The 20,485-nt window shown below is 50.2% G+C and carries 17 protein-coding genes and 1 tRNA gene; 11 read left to right on the top strand and 7 right to left on the bottom strand.

Annotated features, from left to right (window positions below; genetic code table 11):
• Positions 1-47: 47 nt before the first annotated feature.
• From NOG13_RS08310 to glgA, 4 genes are all read left to right on the top strand, one after another.
• A complete protein-coding gene (locus NOG13_RS08310) occupies positions 48-1,424 on the top strand; it encodes a citrate/2-methylcitrate synthase (RefSeq protein WP_283110097.1) in 1,377 nt (458 codons plus the stop codon).
• Between the two features lie 39 nt (positions 1,425-1,463).
• The gene (locus NOG13_RS08305) at positions 1,464-2,450 is read left to right on the top strand and encodes a hypothetical protein (protein ID WP_283110096.1); all 987 of its coding nucleotides are present in this window, start codon (positions 1,464-1,466) and stop codon (positions 2,448-2,450) included.
• An 87-nt stretch (positions 2,451-2,537) separates the two neighbouring features.
• Positions 2,538-3,557 carry a type I glyceraldehyde-3-phosphate dehydrogenase gene (gene gap / locus NOG13_RS08300; protein WP_283110095.1) on the top strand — a complete coding sequence of 340 codons (1,020 nt, stop codon included), beginning with the start codon at positions 2,538-2,540 and terminating at the stop codon, positions 3,555-3,557.
• 691 nt (positions 3,558-4,248) lie between these two features.
• The gene (gene glgA / locus NOG13_RS08295; RefSeq protein ID WP_283110094.1) at positions 4,249-5,682 is read left to right on the top strand and encodes a glycogen synthase GlgA; all 1,434 of its coding nucleotides are present in this window, start codon (positions 4,249-4,251) and stop codon (positions 5,680-5,682) included.
• Positions 5,683-5,770: 88 nt separating this feature from the next.
• Here glgA and NOG13_RS08290 read toward each other — a convergent pair whose 3' ends face one another.
• Positions 5,771-6,481, bottom strand: a complete 711-nt coding sequence (locus tag NOG13_RS08290) for a helix-turn-helix domain-containing protein (protein ID WP_283110093.1) — start codon at positions 6,479-6,481, stop codon at positions 5,771-5,773.
• Between the two features lie 173 nt (positions 6,482-6,654).
• On the opposite strand from NOG13_RS08290, the gene NOG13_RS08285 reads away from it, so the two are divergent.
• The 3 genes from NOG13_RS08285 to leuB all read left to right on the top strand — a co-directional run bounded on the left by NOG13_RS08285 (position 6,655) and on the right by leuB (position 10,571).
• Entirely contained in the window at positions 6,655-7,377 is a 723-nt protein-coding gene (locus NOG13_RS08285) for a histidine phosphatase family protein (RefSeq protein WP_283110092.1), read from the top strand.
• A 417-nt stretch (positions 7,378-7,794) separates the two neighbouring features.
• A complete protein-coding gene (gene leuA / locus NOG13_RS08280) occupies positions 7,795-9,501 on the top strand; it encodes a 2-isopropylmalate synthase (RefSeq protein ID WP_283110091.1) in 1,707 nt (568 codons plus the stop codon).
• Positions 9,498-10,571, top strand: a complete 1,074-nt coding sequence (gene leuB, locus NOG13_RS08275) for a 3-isopropylmalate dehydrogenase (protein WP_283110090.1) — start codon at positions 9,498-9,500, stop codon at positions 10,569-10,571. Before leuA ends, leuB begins: the two co-directional genes overlap by 4 nt.
• A 50-nt stretch (positions 10,572-10,621) precedes the next feature.
• Here the strand turns inward: leuB and NOG13_RS08270 are convergent, their stop codons facing one another.
• From NOG13_RS08270 to NOG13_RS08260, 3 genes are all read right to left on the bottom strand, one after another.
• Positions 10,622-10,876, bottom strand: coding sequence for a DUF6171 family protein (locus NOG13_RS08270; protein WP_283110089.1), 255 nt, complete (start codon positions 10,874-10,876; stop codon positions 10,622-10,624).
• A complete protein-coding gene (locus tag NOG13_RS08265; RefSeq protein WP_283110088.1) occupies positions 10,876-12,345 on the bottom strand; it encodes an alpha-N-arabinofuranosidase in 1,470 nt (489 codons plus the stop codon). Before NOG13_RS08265 ends, NOG13_RS08270 begins: the two co-directional genes overlap by 1 nt.
• Before the next feature lie 471 nt (positions 12,346-12,816).
• Entirely contained in the window at positions 12,817-12,993 is a 177-nt protein-coding gene (locus NOG13_RS08260) for a hypothetical protein (RefSeq protein ID WP_283110087.1), read from the bottom strand.
• Between the two features lie 137 nt (positions 12,994-13,130).
• Between NOG13_RS08260 and NOG13_RS08255 the strand changes: the two genes are divergently transcribed.
• The 4 genes from NOG13_RS08255 to gpmI all read left to right on the top strand — a co-directional run bounded on the left by NOG13_RS08255 (position 13,131) and on the right by gpmI (position 17,355).
• The gene (locus NOG13_RS08255; RefSeq protein WP_283111181.1) at positions 13,131-13,631 is read left to right on the top strand and encodes a tRNA (cytidine(34)-2'-O)-methyltransferase; all 501 of its coding nucleotides are present in this window, start codon (positions 13,131-13,133) and stop codon (positions 13,629-13,631) included.
• 137 nt (positions 13,632-13,768) lie between these two features.
• Positions 13,769-14,962 (top strand): phosphoglycerate kinase, encoded by a 1,194-nt coding sequence (locus NOG13_RS08250; RefSeq protein WP_283110086.1) that lies wholly within the window; start codon positions 13,769-13,771, stop codon positions 14,960-14,962.
• A gap of 88 nt (positions 14,963-15,050) precedes the next feature.
• Positions 15,051-15,818 carry a triose-phosphate isomerase gene (tpiA, locus tag NOG13_RS08245; RefSeq protein WP_283110085.1) on the top strand — a complete coding sequence of 256 codons (768 nt, stop codon included), beginning with the start codon at positions 15,051-15,053 and terminating at the stop codon, positions 15,816-15,818.
• Positions 15,819-15,843: 25 nt separating this feature from the next.
• Positions 15,844-17,355 carry a 2,3-bisphosphoglycerate-independent phosphoglycerate mutase gene (gene gpmI / locus NOG13_RS08240; RefSeq protein WP_283110084.1) on the top strand — a complete coding sequence of 504 codons (1,512 nt, stop codon included), beginning with the start codon at positions 15,844-15,846 and terminating at the stop codon, positions 17,353-17,355.
• 168 nt (positions 17,356-17,523) lie between these two features.
• Here the strand turns inward: gpmI and NOG13_RS08235 are convergent, their stop codons facing one another.
• The 3 genes from NOG13_RS08235 to NOG13_RS08225 form a co-directional block, all read right to left on the bottom strand.
• The gene (locus tag NOG13_RS08235; protein ID WP_283110083.1) at positions 17,524-18,696 is read right to left on the bottom strand and encodes an iron-containing alcohol dehydrogenase; all 1,173 of its coding nucleotides are present in this window, start codon (positions 18,694-18,696) and stop codon (positions 17,524-17,526) included.
• 414 nt (positions 18,697-19,110) lie between these two features.
• Positions 19,111-19,187: transfer RNA gene (locus tag NOG13_RS08230), tRNA-Arg, on the bottom strand.
• A 108-nt stretch (positions 19,188-19,295) separates the two neighbouring features.
• Complete coding sequence (locus NOG13_RS08225) at positions 19,296-20,411, bottom strand: GGDEF domain-containing protein (RefSeq protein ID WP_283110082.1); 1,116 nt, start codon at positions 20,409-20,411, stop codon at positions 19,296-19,298.
• Between the last annotated feature and the right edge of the window lie 74 nt (positions 20,412-20,485).

The raw sequence follows: 20,485 nt of genomic DNA, 5'->3' as shown, positions 1-20,485 counted from the left end.
AGCCAGAGGCGGCTTATTTTTTGTATTAGACGGGGGAGACATCGAGTATGGGAACGAAGCAGGAAATTTATTCTCTGGACAAGTCAAGTCCTCAGCTGAAGGAACTGTGCGAGGAATACCGTGCGAACAATCGGATTTCTCCCAAAGACTATGAACTTTACAATGTCAAACGCGGTTTAAGGAATCCCGACGGTACCGGCGTGATGGCCGGCCTGACGCTGATTTGCAATGTCCACGGATACTTGATTGCGGACGGCGAACGGATTCCCGATGAAGGAAAGCTGACATACCGCGGAATCGACATCAATGAAATCGTAGACGGCTGTGTGCGTGAGAACCGCTTTGGCTTTGAAGAGGTTGCTTGGCTTCTGCTTTTCGGAAAACTTCCAACGCGTGAGCAGCTGGACCACTTCACAAAGGTGTTGAGCAGCTGCCGTGAGCTGCCGGAATATTTTGCGGAAGATATGATTATCAAGGCGCCTTCCAAAAACGTGATGAACAAGCTGGCGCGTTCCGTTCTGGCGCTGTATTCTTATGACGACAACCCGGATGATCCGTCGCTGGAAAACAATATGCGGCAGTCCATCCAGTTAATCGCCCGCCTTCCCACCATTATGACCTACGCCTATCAGGTCAAGCGCAGGCACTATGATAAGCAGAGTATGTATTTTCACCCCATCGACCCATCACAGTCAACTGCCGAGTCGATTCTGAATGCCATCCGGCCCGACCGCGTGTTCACCGATGAGGAGGCAAAGCTGCTCGATATCTGCATGATGATTCATGCGGAGCACGGCGGCGGCAACAACTCCACTTTTGCAACGCGCGCCCTCTCCTCAACCGGAACGGATATCTACTCCGCAATTGCCGCAGGCATCGGTTCGCTCAAGGGGCCTCGCCACGGCGGAGCAAACCATCGCGTCATGATGATGATGAATGAACTGATGGAGCAGGTGAAAGACTGGAAGGATGAAGATGAAGTTGCGGCTTATCTGGAAAAAATCCTGAGAGGCGAGGCTTGCGACCACAGCGGCCTCATTTACGGCATGGGACATGCAGTCTACACCCTATCCGACCCGCGCGCGGTCATCCTGCGTTCGCATGCAAAGAAACTTGCCAGCGAAAAAGGAATGCTCGGCAAATTTGAGCTTTTCGAGCTTGTTGAGAAGCTCGCCCCGAAAGTCTTTACCAAGGTTACGGGCAAGACAAAGGTCATGTGTGCAAATGTGGATTTCTATTCCGGCCTCGTGTATGAGATGCTCGGAATCCCCAGCGATCTTTACACACCGCTTTTCGCGGTATCCCGCATCGCTGGATGGTGCGCGCACCGTATCGAAGAAATGCAAACCTGCGGAAGAATCATGCGTCCTGCCTATCGTTCCCTTGCAAAGAACAGACCGTATGTGCCCCTTGCAGAAAGATAAGGCAAAAGATAAGGCGGAACGATGGGAGGAAAGATGTCTATGAAACGTGCCTGGGCTGCGTTTTTGGTTACTGTGGCTGCAGTGCTTCCGATTCGCATTTACTCTGTTTTCACATGGATTGACCCAACAACCGGATTTTACAAAGATAACGGCAAAATGGCTGTAACAGGGGCAGCGGTTGCCATACTTGGGGCGGCGGTAACGGCTTTCCTCGGAAGGCGAAAAGACCAGCCGCAACTAAAAGAGTCCGTGCAAAGTGTTTCCGCTGCGGTTTTCGCCGCACTTGCCGGTGTTTTCCTCGCCGGTCAGTCAATTGTTAGCCTCGGGAACGGATTCTCGCCGATGAACATGCTGCTCGCCATTTTTGGGGTAGGCGCGGCGGTGGCTCTTCTGATGGCTGCGTACGATTTCGGCTGCGGTAGCATGGTTCTTCGGCGCCATCCGCTTGCGGCACTTCTTTTGCCGGTTTGGGGCTGCTTCCGGCTGATTTCCCTTTTCATCACTTATGTGGCTACGGTTAACCGGTTTGAAAACATCTACCACACATTTACGGCTGTCCTTCTCCTTTTATTCCTCTTTGCGCAGACAAAGCTGCTTGCAGGTGTCGACGCGGCCCGGGGAGCAAAAAGAGTTTTTCTCTATGGATTTCCAGCAGTTATCGCGGCGTTGACAGACAGCATTCCCAATATTGCGCTGCTGTTTGCGGGCCGGAGTACTCTCGGCGGTATCTCAGCCGGCTTTTACTTTGTGGATTTGCTCCTGGCCGTTTACGGCATAGCGTATCTTTCCGCAGAAGGAAAACGCCGTACCTCTGTGCCGATGGTGGAGATTACTCCGGATTTTTCCGAAGATGATACTCTGGCTCAGAACCGTGAATCGGCGGAAGAAACAGACAAGCAAAACGCGGAAAAAACTTCCGAGGAACGGGAGTATCTCGATTTTCTCCAGAAAGTTTACCATGGCGAGCATAAAATTGTGGAAAAGAGAGAACCGATTCCAGACATTTCCGCGGCAATAAAAAGTTAGTTAAAAAACTGTCAGAATCACTTGTAAAACGAACCCGAATGCTATAAAATAATAAAAGTCTGATTAATAAACAGGAGGTAGCAAGTTATGTCCATTAAAATTGGCATTAACGGCTTCGGCCGCATTGGCCGTCTTGTGTTCCGTGCAGCAGTTGCTCAGCCGGAAACATTTGAAATCGTCGGAATCAATGACCCGTTCATTGGCCTCGACTACATGGTTTACATGGTTAAGTACGACACCATGCATGGTCATTTCAACGGCGACATCAAAGCAGAGAACGGCAAGCTGGTCGTAAACGGCCACGCAATTGATGTTTTTGCTGAGAAGGATCCGAGCAACATTCCGTGGGCAAAAGTCAATGCTGAGTATGTTGTTGAATCCACGGGTGTTTTCACAACCACCGAAAAGGCATCCGCTCACCTGAAAGCAGGCGCAAAGAAAGTTGTTATTTCTGCTCCTGCAAAGGATAAAGAAACTCCGACTTTTGTATGCGGCGTCAACCTTGACACCTATACAAAGGATATGAAAGTTGTTTCTAACGCATCCTGCACCACAAACTGCCTTGCTCCGCTGGCAAAGGTCATTAACGACAAGTTCGGCATTGTGGAAGGCCTCATGACCACGGTTCACTCCACCACCGCTACCCAGAAGACGGTTGACGGACCTTCCATGAAGGATTGGCGCGGCGGCCGTGCGGCTTCCGGCAACATCATTCCTTCCTCCACCGGCGCTGCAAAGGCTTGCGCTCTTGTCATCCCGTCCCTGAAGGGCAAACTCACCGGTATGTCCATGCGCGTTCCTACGCTCGATGGCTCCGTTGTTGACTTGACCTGCCGTCTTGAGAAAGCCACCACCTATGAAGAGATCTGCAAGGCTGTCAAAGAAGCATCTGAGGGCGAAATGAAGGGCGTTCTGGCTTACACCGAAGACGCTATCGTTTCTTCCGATATTCTCGGCGATCCGCATACATCGATTTTCGATGCTACTGCCGGCATTATGCTGAACGACCACTTCGTCAAGCTGATTGCTTGGTACGACAATGAGTGGGGTTACAGCAACAAGGTTCTCAACCTCATTCAGCACATGTACAAAGTTGACCACGAATAATTTCGTGCAATTCCGATTCAGCTCCCGCAGCGAAAGCTGCGGGAGTTTTTTAATTTGTCCTGCGGCTTGCCGCAGGACATTATTTATTCTTAGGTAAAACCCAGAGCAAAGCTGACAATTTGTATGAGAATCAGCAAATCAGAAATATCAGTAAAAATCTACGAAAAATCATTGCCGCTTTAATGGGAAATACGACAATCTTATGTGATATGACAATTCAAGTTTGCTAGCAAGCGAATCAACAAAATATTATGACGATATTACTAAAACATTCAACAAAGCGATGTGAAAACTATGAGAAAATTACTAAGATTACTTGATTATACGAAAAATAATGGTATGATTATGTCAGAAATACCGGCCCATTAGGAAGTATTTTCGCCAAACAACGGGATGATTACCCTTTTACCTGTACTATTAGAGACCAATATCAGGGTATATGACTTTCTTGATATACATAAAGCGGAAATAACGTTAGAAAATTCATGGTCTGCCATGTAAGCACAAAGCGCAAGAGAACGCCGTCACTGAGAACTGCGTTGTTCTGCAGGTCACCAAGATGATAATTACAGAATGATGCCATTACGGACAAGAAGGAGCAGATGAAGGAAGACCATACGATTTCTCAGTCATATCCGGTTTCCATCGCCAAAGGCAGTGTCGTCCGACAGAGGGACAGGAGGTAACTGTATTGAAAGTCTTGTATTGTGCAAGTGAGGCCGTACCGTTTGCTTCAACGGGAGGACTTGCGAAGGTAGCGGGTTCCCTTCCGAAGGCGCTTCGCCTGCGCCTCATCGGCTGCCGGGTTGTTCTGCCACTCTATGAGGACATTCCGCAGGAGCTTCGCGACAACATGAAGTTCGTAACGAGTCTGTCTGTCCCTGTGGCATGGCGCAGACAGTATTGCGGCGTGTTCGAGACTCGTGTGGACAATGTGATTTTTTACCTCCTCGACAATCAGTACTATTTCAAGCGCCACGGCCTTTACGGGCATTACGATGACGCGGAGCGTTTCGCGTTCTTTTCCCGTGCTGTCATCGAAATGCTTCCGTGCCTTGATTTCAAACCGGATATCATCCACTGCAACGACTGGCAGACGGCGCTTGTTCCGGTTTATTACAGTCAGTTCTATGCAAGCAAAGACTGGTTCCGCGGTATAAAGACGATTCTGACGATTCACAACATTCAGTATCAGGGTAAATTCAGCAAAGAGATTTTGGAGGATGTGCTTGGGTTTCCGCAGTCCTCCATGCCGCTACTGGAACACGGAAATTACATCAACCTCCTCAAGGGAGGAATCGAGTGCGCGAACTGCGTTACTACGGTTAGCCCGACCTACGCAAAAGAGATTCTCGACCCGTTGTTCGCTTACGGGTTGGAGAGCATTCTTCAGGAGCACAGCCGGAAAATCCAAGGAATTTTGAACGGAATTGATGTCACCGTTTATAACCCGGAAACGGACCGGGATATTTATGCGAATTACTCAGCAGACGACTTAACCGGAAAAGCAAAGAACAAACTGGAATTGCAGAAACGCCTGAATTTGAGGCAGGATGTTGCCGTTCCGCTCATCGGCATGGTAACCCGAATGGTTCCATCCAAAGGACTTGACCTTGTAGAAGAGGCGATTGATAGCCTGCTTCAGAAATCGGACGCTCAGTTTGTGATTCTCGGTTCCGGAGACTGGGACTATGAGAATTTCTTTAAGGAATTGCAGCAGCGCTGGCCGGGACGTGTCTGCTCATGCTTTGGGTTTATTCCGGAACTGTCGCATAAAATCTATGCTGCGTCCGATATTTTCCTCATGCCGTCAAAGTGTGAGCCTTGCGGTCACGCCCAGTTGATTGCCCTGCGCTACGGAACAATTCCCGTTGTGCGCGAGACCGGCGGCCTGAAAGATTCGATTCGGGATTACAACGATGGGGAAGGCAACGGATTTACCTTCCAAGAGTATGATGCCGGCCGCATGAAAGAAGCGGTTGAGCGCGCGCTGAAAGCCTACCGCGATAGGGAAGGGTGGAACATGCTGATTCGCCGCGCCATGGCATGTGACTTCAGTTGGGGGCATTGCGCAAACGAATATATTCGCCTTTACCGTGAACTCCTGAAAAGCGACGGAACATAAAAGACAAAAAACTCCCGAGGCACTCATCGGAATGAGAACCTCGGGAGTATTATTTTATCATTCAATTTTCAACCAATGTATGCTATAATCAATTCTGACCTTTTTTGGCACCCATCCGATTTTCAGAACTTTGGATGAGGTTAAACAGCGAAGAAGCAAACAGCGGGTATTCCTCGTTGATTTTTTCGGGGGATAAGGCTGGAGCCTGTCCCTTGGCAACAGGTTCGAGATTTTCCACTTTTTCGCCGGCCAGAAGGGATTCGGCATTGCTCAGGGCAATTTCCTGCGCTGCGGTAGCATATCCGTCTCCCTGCCTTAGCGGAACAGAGAACAGCCCCTGCGGGTTCTTCGCATTGGCTGAATACAGCATCCGGAAAGCACGGTAAACAGCAAGATTCAAGTAGGCGGAAATTTCGGTCGTCAATGCTCTGCAGTTAAACTTCTGCAGACAGCCGTAAAGAACGTTTAGGGAATTTGCAATCAGCTTTTTGTTGAGCACCGGCAGCAAGCTTCCGGCTCCGTGCATGATATTTTCCTTCCCTGCGGCATCCGGCTCGGGAATATCTTCAACCGAGATGGTAGCGCCGCTGCGGTGAGGAGTTCTGCCCAGCAGATAATCGCACGATACATCGTAATAATCTGCTACTTTGACAACGAAATCAAGCCCGCATTCGCGGATTCCCTTTTCGTAATGCGAAAGAAGCGCTTGTGAGATGGACAAGTCAGCGGCTACTTTTTTCTGACTGTATCCCCGTTCTTTTCTCAACAGCGTTATAATTCGCCCAAAGCTGCTGTTCATCGGCTTCACCCTCTGTCGAATTGTGAAAGAAAACGTCCAGTAAATCATACAATAGATATAACGTTTTGTAAAGCCGCTATATTTCGTGCGCGCAGGTTGACTTTTTCCCTTCATTTTGGGTTTTCCGAAGAGTTACGTCAAAAAGGGCGCAAAAGCGCTAGGGAGGTTTTAGTTTGAAATCTTATACAATTCATTTGATTCGCCACGGCCTGACAGCCGGAAATGCCGAGGGCCGCTACATTGGCAGCACCGATCTGCCGCTTTCCGCCGAAGGGATCAAACGCCTTAAGAAGCTCGCTAAAAAAGCGCCGTATCCGAAGGCAGATGTCTATTTCTGCAGCCCGCTCAAGCGCTGCACTCAGACCATGAAGATTCTCTACCCCGAAGCCAAGCCGATTCTGATGAATGACCTTCGCGAGTGCGATTTTGGCGAATGGGAAGGAAAGACCGCAAAGGAGATTGCGGCAAAAGACCCTGCCTTTGCGCGCTGGATTGCCGGTGAAGGCAAGGAAGTTGTTCCTCCGGGAGGAGAAAGCGGCGCGCAGTTCTTCCAGCGCACCTGCGCCGCCTTTGAGAAAATCGTCAAGGGCCTTATGACTTCGGGCATCACTTCTGCTGTCATTGTGGCACACGGAGGTTCGCTGATGTCCATTCTTTCCGCCTATGGCCTGCCGCGCGCCGAATTCTACGACTGGATGACCGAGAGTGGATGCGGCTACTCTATGCGCATCATGCCTGACCTGTGGATGCGCTCCATGGTTGGCGAGGTTTATGCAAAGATTCCCGAAACCGAAAAGAAGGATCCAGGCAACGGCGTCATGCTGATTGATCTAGCCCGAGAAGCGGCGGAACATGCGTTCGGCCACAAAGAGAATGAAAAAGGAGAAAAAGAATAATTCTATAGTTGACAAAATGCCTGTTCGTGCGTATAATATCAGTAATTTAATACTTTAAAAGGCAACGAAGGGAAAAAGGCATTAACTGCAATGTTTCAGAGAGCCGGCGTTTGGTGCGAGATCGGTACTGTGGTTTTTGCGTATAGCTCATCCTGGAGCCGCCGTATTCGATGCGCAAGCGTTAGAAGCGGCCGCAGCGGCAGCGTTACTGGCCGAGGCCTTGTTTGAGGCTGCTGAGGGCTCATTTTTGAGCCGAAGTTTGGGTGGTACCACGAAAGCAATTTCGTCCCGAATACAGCAAAAGCTGTATTCGGGATTTTTTTTATTGGGTAAGGTATTCCAATTGTGCCTGCACTTTGTGTATAAATCCTTTGAAAACGATAGGCAATTTCAGACTAGAAAAGGAGAGTGTTTGGTATGTATCAAGGCTGCAAAAAGTACATCCCGTTTCATCCGATTTCGTTGCCGGACCGCCAGTGGCCGGATAAGGTCATTGACAAGCCGCCCATCTGGTGCAGTGTGGATCTTCGCGACGGCAATCAGGCTCTCGTGGATCCGATGAATCTGGAAGAAAAACTACTCTTTTTCCAGACGCTTGTTGATATCGGCTTCAAAGAAATCGAGGTCGGGTTCCCCTCCGCCTCCGAAACGGAATATGAAATTCTTCGCACTCTAATTGAAAAGAACTTTATTCCGGACGACGTGACGATTCAGGTGTTGGTGCAGGCGCGTGAGCATCTGATTCGCAAGACGTTTGAAGCAATCCGCGGCGCGAAAAATGTAATCGTGCATTTCTATAACTCCACTTCCACCCTGCAGCGCAAGGTCGTGTTCAAAACCGATATGCAGGGGGTCATCAACATTGCGGTGGAAGGCGCAAAGCTGATTAAAAAACTGACCGATGAAGAAACCGCAAAGAGCGGCATCAACATCCGCTACGAGTATTCTCCGGAGAGCTTTTCGGGAACAGAAATCGAGAACTCCATTCTCATCTGCGAAAAAGTCATGGAAGTGCTTGAGCCTACGCCGGAGCACAAGCTGATTCTGAACCTGCCGAACACGGTGGAATTGGCAACGCCGAACTGCTACGCAGACCAGATTGAATATTTCAGCCGGCACATCAAAAACCGTGACAGCATTATCCTCAGCATCCACCCGCACAATGACAGAGGAACGGCAATCGCCGCAACGGAGCTCGGCATTATGGCAGGCGCCGAACGCGTGGAGGGTACCCTGTTCGGCAACGGTGAGCGCACCGGTAATGCCGATATCATGGTAACTGCCATGAATATGTATTCGCAGGGGGTAGACCCGGGCCTTGATTTTTCCCATATTTCGGACATTCGCCGCATGTATGAAAAATGCACGAAGATGAAGGTCCATGAGCGTCACCCGTATGCGGGAGACCTTGTTTTCACAGCGTTCTCCGGTTCCCACCAAGACGCCATCAGCAAAGGTGAAAAGTATATGGCCTCGGGCGCCACGCAGTATTGGGAGGTTCCGTACCTGCCCATTGATCCGGCGGATGTGGGGCGTCAGTATGAACCGATTATCCGCATCAACAGCCAGTCCGGCAAAGGCGGCGCCGCGTTTGTATTGGAGCAGAGTTTCGGCTTTGAACTGCCTAAGGCGATGCATCCGGAATTCGGTGCTCTCGTCAAGAATGCATGCGACAAGGCCGGCCGCGAGCTGAAGGCGGAAGAGGTTTACGAAATTTTCCGCAAGAATTATATTGATGTTCACGCACCGTACAACCTGAAAAAATATCGCCTCCACGACGCAGGCGAAGGCGAGGTCGGCACGCAGGTGCGCTTTGAAGGCGTCATCCGCTTCGGCCACGAGGACCACATCATCGGCGGAACAGGCAACGGCCCAATCAGCGCGTTCTTCAATGCGCTCCGCTCAGTCGGCATCACGGATTACCAGTTTGTCACTTACCGTGAAAATGCTATCAGTTCGGGCGCTGATTCTCAGGCAGTCTCCTATATTCATCTGACTGCACCGGACGGATCTCCCGCATTCGGCGTCGGTATCGACAACAATATCAGCCTCGCTTCCATTAAGGGCATCATCTGTGCCATCAACCGCGCAGAACAGAAAAAGAAGGGAGAAATGCCCGTATGAGGAGCTATCGAATCGTCCTCCTCAAGGGAGATGGAATCGGGCCGGAAATCGTAACGCAGGCCGCGCTGGTTTTGCAGAAGGCGGGGGAGAAGTTCGGTTTCGGCGTGGAGTTTGAGGAAGCTCTTCTCGGCGGCTGTGCCATTGATGCCGTTGGAACCCCCTTTCCCCAAGAAACGGTGGAGAAATGCAAAGCTGCCGATGCCACGCTGCTCGGAGCGGTGGGCGGCCCCAAGTGGGATTCCCTGCCGGGCGAGAAGCGGCCGGAGGCAGGCCTACTCGGTATCCGCAAAGCGCTGGGGCTTTATGCGAACCTGCGCCCGTCGATGATATTTCCGCAGCTTCGCAGCGCATCTCCTCTGAAGGATTCCGTCATCGGAACGGGGCTTAACATTATGATTGTGCGCGAGTTGACGGGCGGCATCTATTTCGGGGAGCGCGGCAGAAAGCAGGTGGACGGTGCAGAAGCCGCCTATGACACCGAAATGTATACCGTGCCCGAAATTGAACGCATCGCCCGTGTCGGTTTTGAAACCGCGCGCAAGCGCAAGAAAAAGCTTTGCAGCGTGGATAAAGCAAACGTGCTGGAATCTTCGCGCCTGTGGCGCAAAACTGTCGAGCGCATCGGAAAGGAAGAATACCCGGATGTGGAGCTTTCCCACCTGTATGTCGACAACTGCTCCATGCAGCTTGTGCGCGACCCGAAGCAGTTCGATGTCATTGTAACGTCGAATATGTTCGGCGATATTCTTTCCGACGAAGCCTCTATGATAAGCGGTTCCATCGGCATGCTTCCCTCTGCAAGCCTCGGAAACGGTACGAATGGGCTATATGAGCCGGTTCACGGCTCTGCCCCCGATATTGCTGGAACGGGAATGGCAAATCCCCTCGCGACGATTCTTTCCGCGGCTATGATGCTCCGAATTTCGTTCGGCGAGGCGGAAGCCGCCGATGCTGTGGAGAACGCGGTTTCCACAGCGCTGGAAACGGTTCGCACGCCGGATATCTGGACGGAAGGGATCAGAAAAGTCGGCTGCGAGGAAATGGGAAAGACAGTCTGCAGTTTCCTTTAATCTAAGCAAGAAACAAAACAGGCCTGCCGTATCAACGGCAGGCCTGTCTTTTACCATTTTGCAGGTACCTCGGCACAATGACGGTCCTTCACGGCAGCCCGCACTTCCGCAAAACATCCGCAGAGGAGGCACATCCCTCCCGTAAGTCTTTTGCAGGTGCTGCAGATTTTCAGTCTGCGGCTGTATTCCTCCTCGGGGGTGCGTCTGTCCTCGGCGATTGCGTCAATGTATCGCCCGATAAGGCTGCGGTATTCTTCCTCCGTCATGTCCTTGTCGAGGCATTTACGGCACGGAATGCGTTCCATCAGGCAATCGTCAGTTCCATCACGCTGCAGGCCGGAATTTCAAAGCGGAACCCGTCAGCGGTAGTCGTAATATCCTTGAAGTCCTCGATTTTAACAGTGTTCGGCGCTTCAAACGTGTTGAACGCATTGTATTTGTTGGTGAGAATTTTGGCCGTAACGGATTTTGCATCCAGTCCTGCGAGGAGTGCCTCCACGGGATATGCCTTGTCGATGGAAAGGTTGGCAAGGGTGACGTGAACGGTGCCGTCTTCGCTGACGGATGCGGATTCATGAAGACTCGGAACCGTGTCCTCGCCGCCGATGGTTTCGGCTTCCACGAAGCTTTCAATCAGGGTTGCATCCTGATGATCCTTGTAGAGGTCGAACACATGATAGGTCGGTGTCAGAATCATCTTGTCACCTTCGGTGAGGATGACGGACTGCAGCACGTTGACAACCTGCGCAATATTCGCCATGACAACGCGGTCGCTGTGTTTGTTGAAGATGTTGAGGTTGATGGCGGCAACAAGTGCATCGCGCATGGTGTTCTGCTGGTAGAGGAAACTTGGGTTGGTTCCCGGTTCTACATTGTACCAGGTGCCCCATTCGTCAACGACAAGTCCGACTTTATGTTCGGGGTCGTAGCGGTCCATAATGGAGGTGTGGTGGTTAATCAGTTCTTCCATAAAAAGCGTTTTGCGCAGGGTCTTGTACCACTCGGCTTCCGTAAATTCCGTCGCTGAGCCTTTGTCCTCCCAAGTGTTTGGCACGGTGTAATAGTGGAGGGAGAGGGCATTCATGAATTTTCCCGCAAGGCGCATGACGGTTTCCGTCCAGTTGTAGTCGTCGCCGTTCGGGCCGCAGGCAATGCGGTAAAGTTCGTTGCCGCTGTAATTGCGTGCAAAGGTTTGGTAGCGGCGGAATTCGTCGGCGTAATATTCAGGGCGCATATTTCCGCCGCAGCCCCAGCACTCGTTGCCGAAGCCGAAGAATTTCAGCTTCCATGGCTCCGGGTGTCCGTTGGCACGGCGAAGATCAGCCATGGGGGATACGCCGTCAAAGGTTATGTATTCTATCCAGTCATGCATTTCCTGAACGGTTCCGCTGCCGAGGTTGCCTGAAATATACGGTTCGCAGCCAAGCTGACGGCACAGCTCCATGAATTCATGCGTGCCGAAGCTGTTGTCCTCCAGAACCCCGCCCCAGTTGGTGTTGATGAGCTTTTTGCGTTTTGATTTCTCTCCGATGCCGTCCATCCAGTGGTATTCGTCGGCGAAGCATCCGCCGGGCCAGCGCAGAGCCGGAATACGGATGTTTTTCAAGGCCTCAACAACATCGTTGCGCATTCCGTTTGTGTTCGGAACGGGGGAATCCTCTCCGACGTATAGACCGCCGTATATGCATCTGCCGAGATGTTCTGAAAAGTGACTGTAAATTTCTTTGTTGATTTTGCTTTTGCGGTTGCTAGCATTAATAAAAAGTTTGCTCAATTCCCTCACCTCGTTTTAGTTTTTCAGATACAATTTTACACATCATCCTAAAATATTACAATAGAATCGCAATATGTATGATTGAAAAAAGCATTGAAAAAATCTCACAGTTGTTCTCTCATTTCATTGTGATGCCAAAGAAAATAAATGTCCGCGGAAAGGTAGCGGCTTGCCAGTGTCAATGTGGTTCATTCGCTGGAGATTTCTGCAAAGGTTGTCCGGAACCGCTTGATTCGGGGCAGTATAATGGATATGATAGAAGATGGAAAAGTCGGCGTTACCATTCATATTTCATAAAACGCATGACTTGCTCTCCTGAAACATGACGATTATCATCGCCGTGATTGTCGGCACAGTGATTATCTCCATTGTGATGCCCATGTTCGGAATGTACAGTGTGGTGAGCCAAAACTGACTGTTGACCGTGCAAAAAGGAGCGGGAGAGAACCCGCTCCTTTTTTCTGTGTATTATCAGAACATTCCCTGAATGTTGCTGAAAAGCTGTTCCATGGCGCGCATGGTCTTGTGAGCGTTGCGCCGGTAATTGCGGTTGTTTTTCATCATTTTGTCGTTCATCATAGCAATTGCGGCACCGGCTACCATCCCTGCGCCGACACCTTTCAGAAATCCCATAGCCTGTTGACGCATCGCATACAACCTCCAAACTTTGTTTACAGTGCAAATCAATTTTTGAATAATGCTGAATCCATTCATTAATTTACCCCCTATTCCCAGAAAATATTGAAGGGAAATCCTTCATGAAAACAATCGAAAAGGAGAATACTATGCCTGCCCTGAATGTTGTCCTCGTTGAACCAGAGATACCTCAGAACACGGGAAATATCGCTCGCACCTGCGCTCTAACCGGAGCGCGGCTGCATCTTGTTGAACCGCTCGGCTTTAAAATTGACGATCGCAAATTAAAACGAGCCGGGCTTGACTATTGGCATTTGCTCGATATTACCGTCTATCACAGTCTTTCCGATTTTTTCAGCCGAAATTCAGGAATTTTCTACTACTTCTCTACAAAAGGCCGCAAAATTCACTCCGAGGTGTCTTATCCGGACGGCTGCTATCTCGTTTTCGGCAAAGAGACTGCAGGTCTGCCGGAGGATTTGCTCTACAATAATCCGGAAACCTGCGTCCGTATTCCCATGCTGAACAATCCGGATGCCCGAAGCCTAAACCTTTCCAACTCGGTTGCCATAGGTGTTTATGAAGTACTTCGCCAATGGAATTATCCGAATTTGCTGTGTGAAGGGCAATTAAGACAGTATAAATGGTAAATTTTTAACAAACTTTTGGCTCGATGTGTAAAACAGATTTCTTAGTGCTTGAAAAAGCGAAAAAACCGTTGTATAATCGGGAAGGATTGTTATAAAGTAGACAATTTCAACTAATATGAATACAAAGGAGAGGCTATATGAACTACTTAAACAAAAAAACCGTAGAAGATATTGATGTAACGGGTAAAAGAGTTCTTGTTCGCTGCGACTTCAATGTTCCGTTTGATGATCAGGGAAACATTACAGACCCGAAGCGTATCAACGAAGCTCTCAAGACCATTCGTTACCTTATTGACCACAAGGCGAAAGTAATTCTTTGCTCCCATCTGGGCCGCCCGAAGGGCGAATTCAACATGAAGTATTCTCTTGCGCCGGTAGCAGCATACCTCTCCAAAGCTCTCGGTCAGGAAGTCAAGATGGCAAAAGACGTTATCGGCGAAAGTGCAAAGAGCATTGCTGCTTCCCTCAAAGAGGGCGAAGTGGAACTGCTTGAAAACGTTCGTTTCCACAAAGAAGAAGAAAAGAACGACCCCGCTTTCGCAAAGGAGCTTGCTTCTCTTGCTGAAATCTATGTAAACGATGCATTCGGCACCGCTCACCGTGCTCATGCTTCCACCGCAGGCGTTGCAGATTATCTGCCGGCTGTTTGCGGCTACCTGATTCAGAAAGAAATCACGATTATGGGCAAGGCTTTGGAAGACCCGAAGCGCCCGTTCGTTGCAATCCTCGGCGGCGCCAAGGTTTCCGACAAAATCGGTGTTATTACCAATTTGCTTGATAAGGTAGACACCCTCATCATCGGCGGCGGCATGGCCTACACCTTCATGAAGGCGCTCGGTTATTCCATCGGCTCCTCCATCTGCGAGAACGACAAGATTGACCTGGCAAAAGACATTATGGCAAAAGCAAAGGAAAAAGGCGTTCGCTTCCTGATTCCTGTTGACAATGTGATTGGCCTTGAGTATAAGCCAGACACAGAGTTCCGTCGTGTGGATTCTGACACAATTCCGGATGGCTGGATGGGCCTTGACATCGGTGCAAAATCCTGCGCACTGTTTGCCAGCGCTATCAAGGGCGCAGGCACGATTGTGTGGAATGGCCCGATGGGTGTCAGTGAGTGGGAGCATTTTGCAAATGGTACCATCGCTGTTGCTCAGGCTGTTGCAGACAGCGACGCAATTTCCATCATCGGCGGTGGCGACTCTGCTGCTGCGATTGAAAAGCTCGGCTTCGCAGATAAGATGACGCACATTTCCACAGGCGGCGGCGCATCGCTGGAATTCCTCGAAGGAAAAGTCCTGCCGGGAATTGCCTGCCTCAATGATAAATAATTCACTGTGAACTGTCTCGGGGGCGAATTTAATTCGCCCCCGTTTGGCATGTGAATCCTGAAATCTATTGCGAAAGGAATATTAAATCATGAACAAGCAACTCAGAAAGGCAGTAATTGCCGGAAACTGGAAAATGAATAAAACCCCAGCAGAGGCGAAAGAACTCATAGAGGGCATTAAGCCTCTCGTTAAGAATGCAGACTGCGATGTTGTTGTCTGCGTACCTTATGTGGACCTCAGCGTTGTGCTCGAGGCTACGAAAGGAACCAACATTGGTGTCGGCGCCGAAAACTGCCATTGGGAGAATTCCGGCGCGTTCACCGGTGAGATTTCCGCCCCCATGCTTACTTCCATGGGCGTGCAGTATGTCATCATCGGCCACAGTGAGCGCAGAACCTACTTCGGTGAAACGGACCAGACGGTCAACAAGCGCATCCGCGCAGCTCTCAATGCTGGCCTCAATGTTATCCTCTGCGTTGGCGAATCTCTGGAGCAGCGTGAGCAGGGCATTACCGCTGAGCTCGTTGCCATGCAGACGAAAATCGCTCTCTGCGGCGTAACAAAAGAAGAACTCAAGAAGATGATCATTGCCTATGAGCCCATTTGGGCAATTGGCACCGGAAAGACCGCAACCGCACAGCAGGCAAACGAAGTCTGCGCAGTGATTCGTTCCGTTATTGCCGACCTTTACGGCAAAGACGCAGCGGATGCCTTTACGATTCAATACGGCGGTTCCATGAATGCGAAAAACGCGGCAGAACTGCTTGCACAGCCGGATGTTGACGGCGGGCTCATCGGTGGCGCTTCTCTGAAGCCGGCTGATTTCGCTGAAATCGTCAAGGCAGCCAGCAAATAAGAAACTTCCTTAAGGAGCTATGTAAATGAAAAAACCATTGATTCTAATTATTATGGACGGATTTGGCATCGGACCTGATAAGGGGAATGCCATCAAGGCAGCAAAAACGCCGAATCTGGACCGCCTTTTCGCGGAGAACCCCATCACCCAGATCGGTGCGTCCGGTCTTAACGTCGGCCTTCCGGACGGTCAGATGGGCAACTCCGAGGTCGGCCACACCAATATCGGCGCAGGCCGCATCGTATATCAGGACCTGACCCGCATTACAAAGTCCATTGAAGATGGCGATTTCTTCGAGAACTCGGCTCTTGTTGCAGCCGTCGACAATGCCGCGAAGAACGGCAAAGCCCTGCACCTGATGGGCCTCCTCTCCGACGGCGGCGTGCACAGCCACAATTCTCACCTGTATGCTCTTCTGAAGCTCGCAAAACAGCGCGGCTGCAAGAAAGTATATGTTCACGCGTTCCTCGACGGACGCGATGTCCCGCCGACTTCTGGCGTTGATTATGTTGCGGAATGTGTCGCCAAGATGAAAGAAATCGGCATCGGTGAAATTTCGACCGTCATGGGCCGTTATTATGCAATGGACCGCGACAACCGCTGGGAGCGCGTTGGCAAAGCATACGATGCGATGGTTTTCGGCGAAGGCGTGCAGGCTTCTGATCCGGTTCAGGCCGTGAAGGATTCCTATGCTGCCGGCGTTACCGACGAATTCGTGGTTCCTGCCGTATGCTTGAAGAATGCAACGGTTCAGCCGGGCGATTCTGTTATCTTCTACAATTTCCGTCCCGACCGTGCCCGTGAAATCACCCGCACGCTCGTTGACCCGGATTTCAAGGGCTTTGAGCGCAGAAACGGTTTCTTCCCGCTGAATTTCGTCTGCATGACGCAGTACGATGCGACTATGCCGAACGTAAGCGTTGCCTTTGGCCCTGAAACGCTGAAGAATACCTTTGCCGAGTATATTTCGGGTAAGGGCCTCAAGCAGCTTCGCATCGCGGAAACCGAGAAGTACGCGCATGTGACGTTCTTCTTTAACGGCGGTGTTGAAACGGTTTATCCGGGTGAAGACCGTGTCCTGATTAATTCGCCGAAGGTTGCAACTTACGACCTTCAGCCGGAAATGAGCGCCTATCTTGTCACCGACGAACTACTCAAGAGGATTGAAAGCGACAAGTACGATGTTATCATTTTGAATTATGCAAACTGCGACATGGTTGGCCATACGGGTGTCTTTGAGGCTGCTCGCGCTGCGGTGGAAGCCGTCGACACCTGCGTCGGCAAAGTTGTGGACGCAATCCTTGCCCGCGGCGGTACCGCTCTGATTACCGCGGACCACGGCAACGCGGAACAAATGGTCGATGCTGACGGTTCTCCGTTTACCGCGCATACTACGAACCCGGTTCCGTTCTGCGTGGTTGGTTATCCGTGCAAGCTCCGCGAAGGCGGCAGACTCGCGGATATCGCACCTACCATGCTGAAGATCCTCGGTTTGCCTCAGCCGCCAGAAATGACAGGCAAGAGCATTATCGAGTAATTGCTTTGAGCTTTATGAAAATCGCCGCTCCCTACTTGGAAGCGGCGATTTTTTATCGCATGGCGAATCGAGCAATCGAAAAGGAAAGTTAAAAAAGGCCGAGCAAAATGCTCGGCCTTTTCACGTGGACTAAGTAAAGAAGCAGATTTGGCTTGCGCGGAACGATACTTATAAAGCCAAACGATAGATGGCTTTAACATCTTCCGGGCCAAGCTTCATAAATCCGCCGATCGGATTTTCATTCGTAACACCCATATGGCGCACCATCTTAGGAATATCCTCTTCTTTGGCGCCCAATTCCTTGAAGTTTGTGGGCATGCCGATGGATTGCAGGAAAGCGCGGAAGCGGTTAATTCCTTCCTCAGCCGTGATTTCCGGGTTCGCGAAGTTCATGTCGCAGTCCCAAACGCGGACAGCAAACTGCGCAAAGCGGTTAATGTCGTGCTTCATGACATATTTCATCCAAGCAGGCATCATAACCGCCAGACCTGCGCCGTGTGCCACATCGTAAAGAGCGGAAAGCTCATGTTCGAGGCAATGGCTGCTCCAATCCTGCCCGCGGCCGACACCGCAGATATTGTTGTGGGCGACCATTCCGGCCCACATGATGTTTGCGCGGGCTTCATAATCGTGCAGATTCTTGATGACCTTTGGGGACTCCTCAATCATTGCCTTCAGAATTCCCTCGCAAAGGCGGTCGGTAATCTCCACGTTCTTTGTGTTGGTAAAATACCGCTCGCACACATGTGCCATAATGTCGGTAATACCGCAGGCGGTTTGATAAGCAGGGAGCGAGCAAGTGTACTCTGGGTTCAAAACAGAAAACTTCGGGCGCAGTGCTTCACCGGAAGCGCCGAGTTTATACATGCCGTCTTCGTGCGTGATAACAGAGTCGGGAGAACCTTCGCTTCCGGCTGCTGCAATGGTCAGCACGGTGCCGACCGGAAGAGCTTTGTCAACCGGCTTTCCGGTTTTGTAATAGTCCCAGAAATCGCCTTCATAGACCACGCCGGCAGCAATTGCTTTGGCAGAGTCGATTACACTGCCGCCGCCGACGGCCAGAATAAAATCGACGTTCTCTTTGCGGCAAAGATCAATTCCCTGATAGACAAGTCCGCTTCTCGGATTCGGTTTGACGCCTCCCAGTTCTATATAAGAAATGTTGCGGGATTTCAGGGAAGCAATCACCTTGTCCATTAATCCGCTGCGAATGGCAGATCCGCCGCCGTAATGAATCAGTACCTTTTTCCCCCCGAAACGTTCCACCAAAGCACCCACATTTTCTTCGCTGCCTTTTCCAAAGGCGAAATAAGTAGGTGCGTAGAAAGTAAAGTTCTCCATAAACCTGTCTCCTCCTGGATAAAAAATTATAACACTAGGCTTTCCATACTCATTTGCAGGGAAGCATCAATGCTCAAAACCATCATTTTATGCGCTTTCTGCTAGAGTTCACTCCCAATGTATATCCCATTTTATAAATTAATATTGAAATTTTATTAACAAAAAAGAACAATCAAAATTTTATATCGAATCATCTTCCCTGTTAGCTGTTTTGCCGCAGGTGCCATCGTACAGCACCAAGAAATTTATATCCCCTCATTGTCCCCTCTATGTCCCTTTTTATATAATTTTTGTTTACATTTTGTTAATTTTATTTCATTTTCTGTTTACGTTTTGTTAACAAGAACACGAGCCTAAAAATACGAAAAACCCGCATGAATACTAGATTTTCAGCGTTCATGCGGGTTTTTAGTTTGGTGCGCCCGGAGGGATTCGAACCCCCGACCTTTTGATTCGTAGTCAAACACTCTATCCAGCTGAGCTACGAGCGCATTTTCTTGGCTGTCGCGGCAGACAGCTTTATTATTATATTTGATTTTCCAAGCGAAGTCAAGCTTTTTTTCAGAAAGTGGCGATTTCTTGTAAGATTTTTTGTTCCGTTAGACTTCGGGGGAGTGCTTGTAGAGTTCAGGGGAGTACTTGCCACAGCGGAAAATGGAAACTTTGTTGCGTCCGCCTCGTTTTGCCGTGTAAAGAGCCATGTCAGCCCGTTCCAATAATCGCTCGTCGCCTTCGCCGGGGCAGCATGAGGCAACGCCAATCGAAACCGTAATGTGGATGAAGCCGCCGTCCACAAGCGCAAAGTGGCTGCGTTCAATGTCCATGCGAAACTGCTCCGCCGCCGCGAGCGCCTGCATCTCGTCGCAGTTTCGCAGAATTATTGTAAATTCTTCGCCGCCGTTGCGCGAAAGAACGCAGTGCGGAAAATCCCGCTGTAAAATCCAGCTGAACTGAACGAGTATCGCGTCGCCGTTCTGGTGACCGTATTGGTCATTGATTTTCTTGAAAAAATCAATATCGCACATCAGCAGAGACAGGCTTTGATTCAGCCTTCTTGAGTTTCGCACGGCGAGGTTGAACATTTCGTCGAACCGGCGCACGTTATTCAGGCCGGTCAGATAGTCCCGTGTGGATTCTCGGTGCAGACGCTGTAAAAGCACATCTAACTTTTGCTGTGTGTTGGCAATGCAATAGCAAAACGCCGAAAAGAGAAGAAAACATAATGCAAAGGATGTGAAAGTGAGGAAAGAATTTTCCGCAGGTAAAAAACCGAGCAGAGAAGCCGGCAGAAAGCAAACGGTGCAGAGAAACCATTTCTTGCAATCGCTCAGCTTGATTCGGTTTGCCAGAATCACGATACCAGCCATCAGAAGGACGCTGACGATGCCCAAAGCCGTCGCAATGGAAAACCCATGCGTAAAGACAATGCACAGAATCAGCACAACCGAGCAGAAAGCCAGCGGAACCGCTCCGCCGTATATGCCCGCATACAGCAGAAAAATACACCCAACATCGAAGGTGGTTCCGTTAATTGAGATGGGAAAAAGCGCAAGGAGAACACCGGAAACGCCGCAGAACAAGCCGAACAGCCCTTTGAAGATGCGTGGATACCGCTTGAAAAAGCGGCGTCCCTTTTTGTTTAGCCGAAAAGTCAAAAACGACGCGTAGAGGCAACTGACCAGAATGGCAAAGTCGACGAGAATGCAGCGAATCATACGCTTCCTCCCGAATATTTTTCCACGATCCCCATACTCTCAAATTAGCAGAGAATGGCTGCTGTGAAATATAT

The organism is Thermocaproicibacter melissae (assembly GCF_024498295.1).
In the GTDB taxonomy this organism is placed as follows: domain Bacteria; phylum Bacillota; class Clostridia; order Oscillospirales; family Acutalibacteraceae; genus Thermocaproicibacter; species Thermocaproicibacter melissae.
The sequence above is the reverse complement of the archived record's forward strand: the minus strand, read 5'-3'. Positions and strand labels throughout refer to the sequence as shown.

Excerpts from the sequence above, each read along its gene's own strand:
- NOG13_RS08310 (WP_283110097.1), top strand. The coding sequence starts at position 48 with ATGGGAACGAAGCAGGAAATTTATTCTCTGGACAAGTCAAGTCCTCAG.
- NOG13_RS08305 (WP_283110096.1), top strand. The coding sequence starts at position 1,464 with ATGAAACGTGCCTGGGCTGCGTTTTTGGTTACTGTGGCTGCAGTGCTT.
- gap (WP_283110095.1), top strand. The coding sequence starts at position 2,538 with ATGTCCATTAAAATTGGCATTAACGGCTTCGGCCGCATTGGCCGTCTT.
- NOG13_RS08290 (WP_283110093.1), bottom strand. The coding sequence starts at position 6,481 with ATGAACAGCAGCTTTGGGCGAATTATAACGCTGTTGAGAAAAGAACGG.
- leuA (WP_283110091.1), top strand. The coding sequence starts at position 7,795 with ATGTATCAAGGCTGCAAAAAGTACATCCCGTTTCATCCGATTTCGTTG.
- leuB (WP_283110090.1), top strand. The coding sequence starts at position 9,498 with ATGAGGAGCTATCGAATCGTCCTCCTCAAGGGAGATGGAATCGGGCCG.
- NOG13_RS08270 (WP_283110089.1), bottom strand. The coding sequence starts at position 10,876 with ATGGAACGCATTCCGTGCCGTAAATGCCTCGACAAGGACATGACGGAG.
- NOG13_RS08260 (WP_283110087.1), bottom strand. The coding sequence starts at position 12,993 with ATGCGTCAACAGGCTATGGGATTTCTGAAAGGTGTCGGCGCAGGGATG.
- NOG13_RS08255 (WP_283111181.1), top strand. The coding sequence starts at position 13,131 with ATGCCTGCCCTGAATGTTGTCCTCGTTGAACCAGAGATACCTCAGAAC.
- NOG13_RS08250 (WP_283110086.1), top strand. The coding sequence starts at position 13,769 with ATGAACTACTTAAACAAAAAAACCGTAGAAGATATTGATGTAACGGGT.
- tpiA (WP_283110085.1), top strand. The coding sequence starts at position 15,051 with ATGAACAAGCAACTCAGAAAGGCAGTAATTGCCGGAAACTGGAAAATG.
- gpmI (WP_283110084.1), top strand. The coding sequence starts at position 15,844 with ATGAAAAAACCATTGATTCTAATTATTATGGACGGATTTGGCATCGGA.
- NOG13_RS08235 (WP_283110083.1), bottom strand. The coding sequence starts at position 18,696 with ATGGAGAACTTTACTTTCTACGCACCTACTTATTTCGCCTTTGGAAAA.
- NOG13_RS08225 (WP_283110082.1), bottom strand. The coding sequence starts at position 20,411 with ATGATTCGCTGCATTCTCGTCGACTTTGCCATTCTGGTCAGTTGCCTC.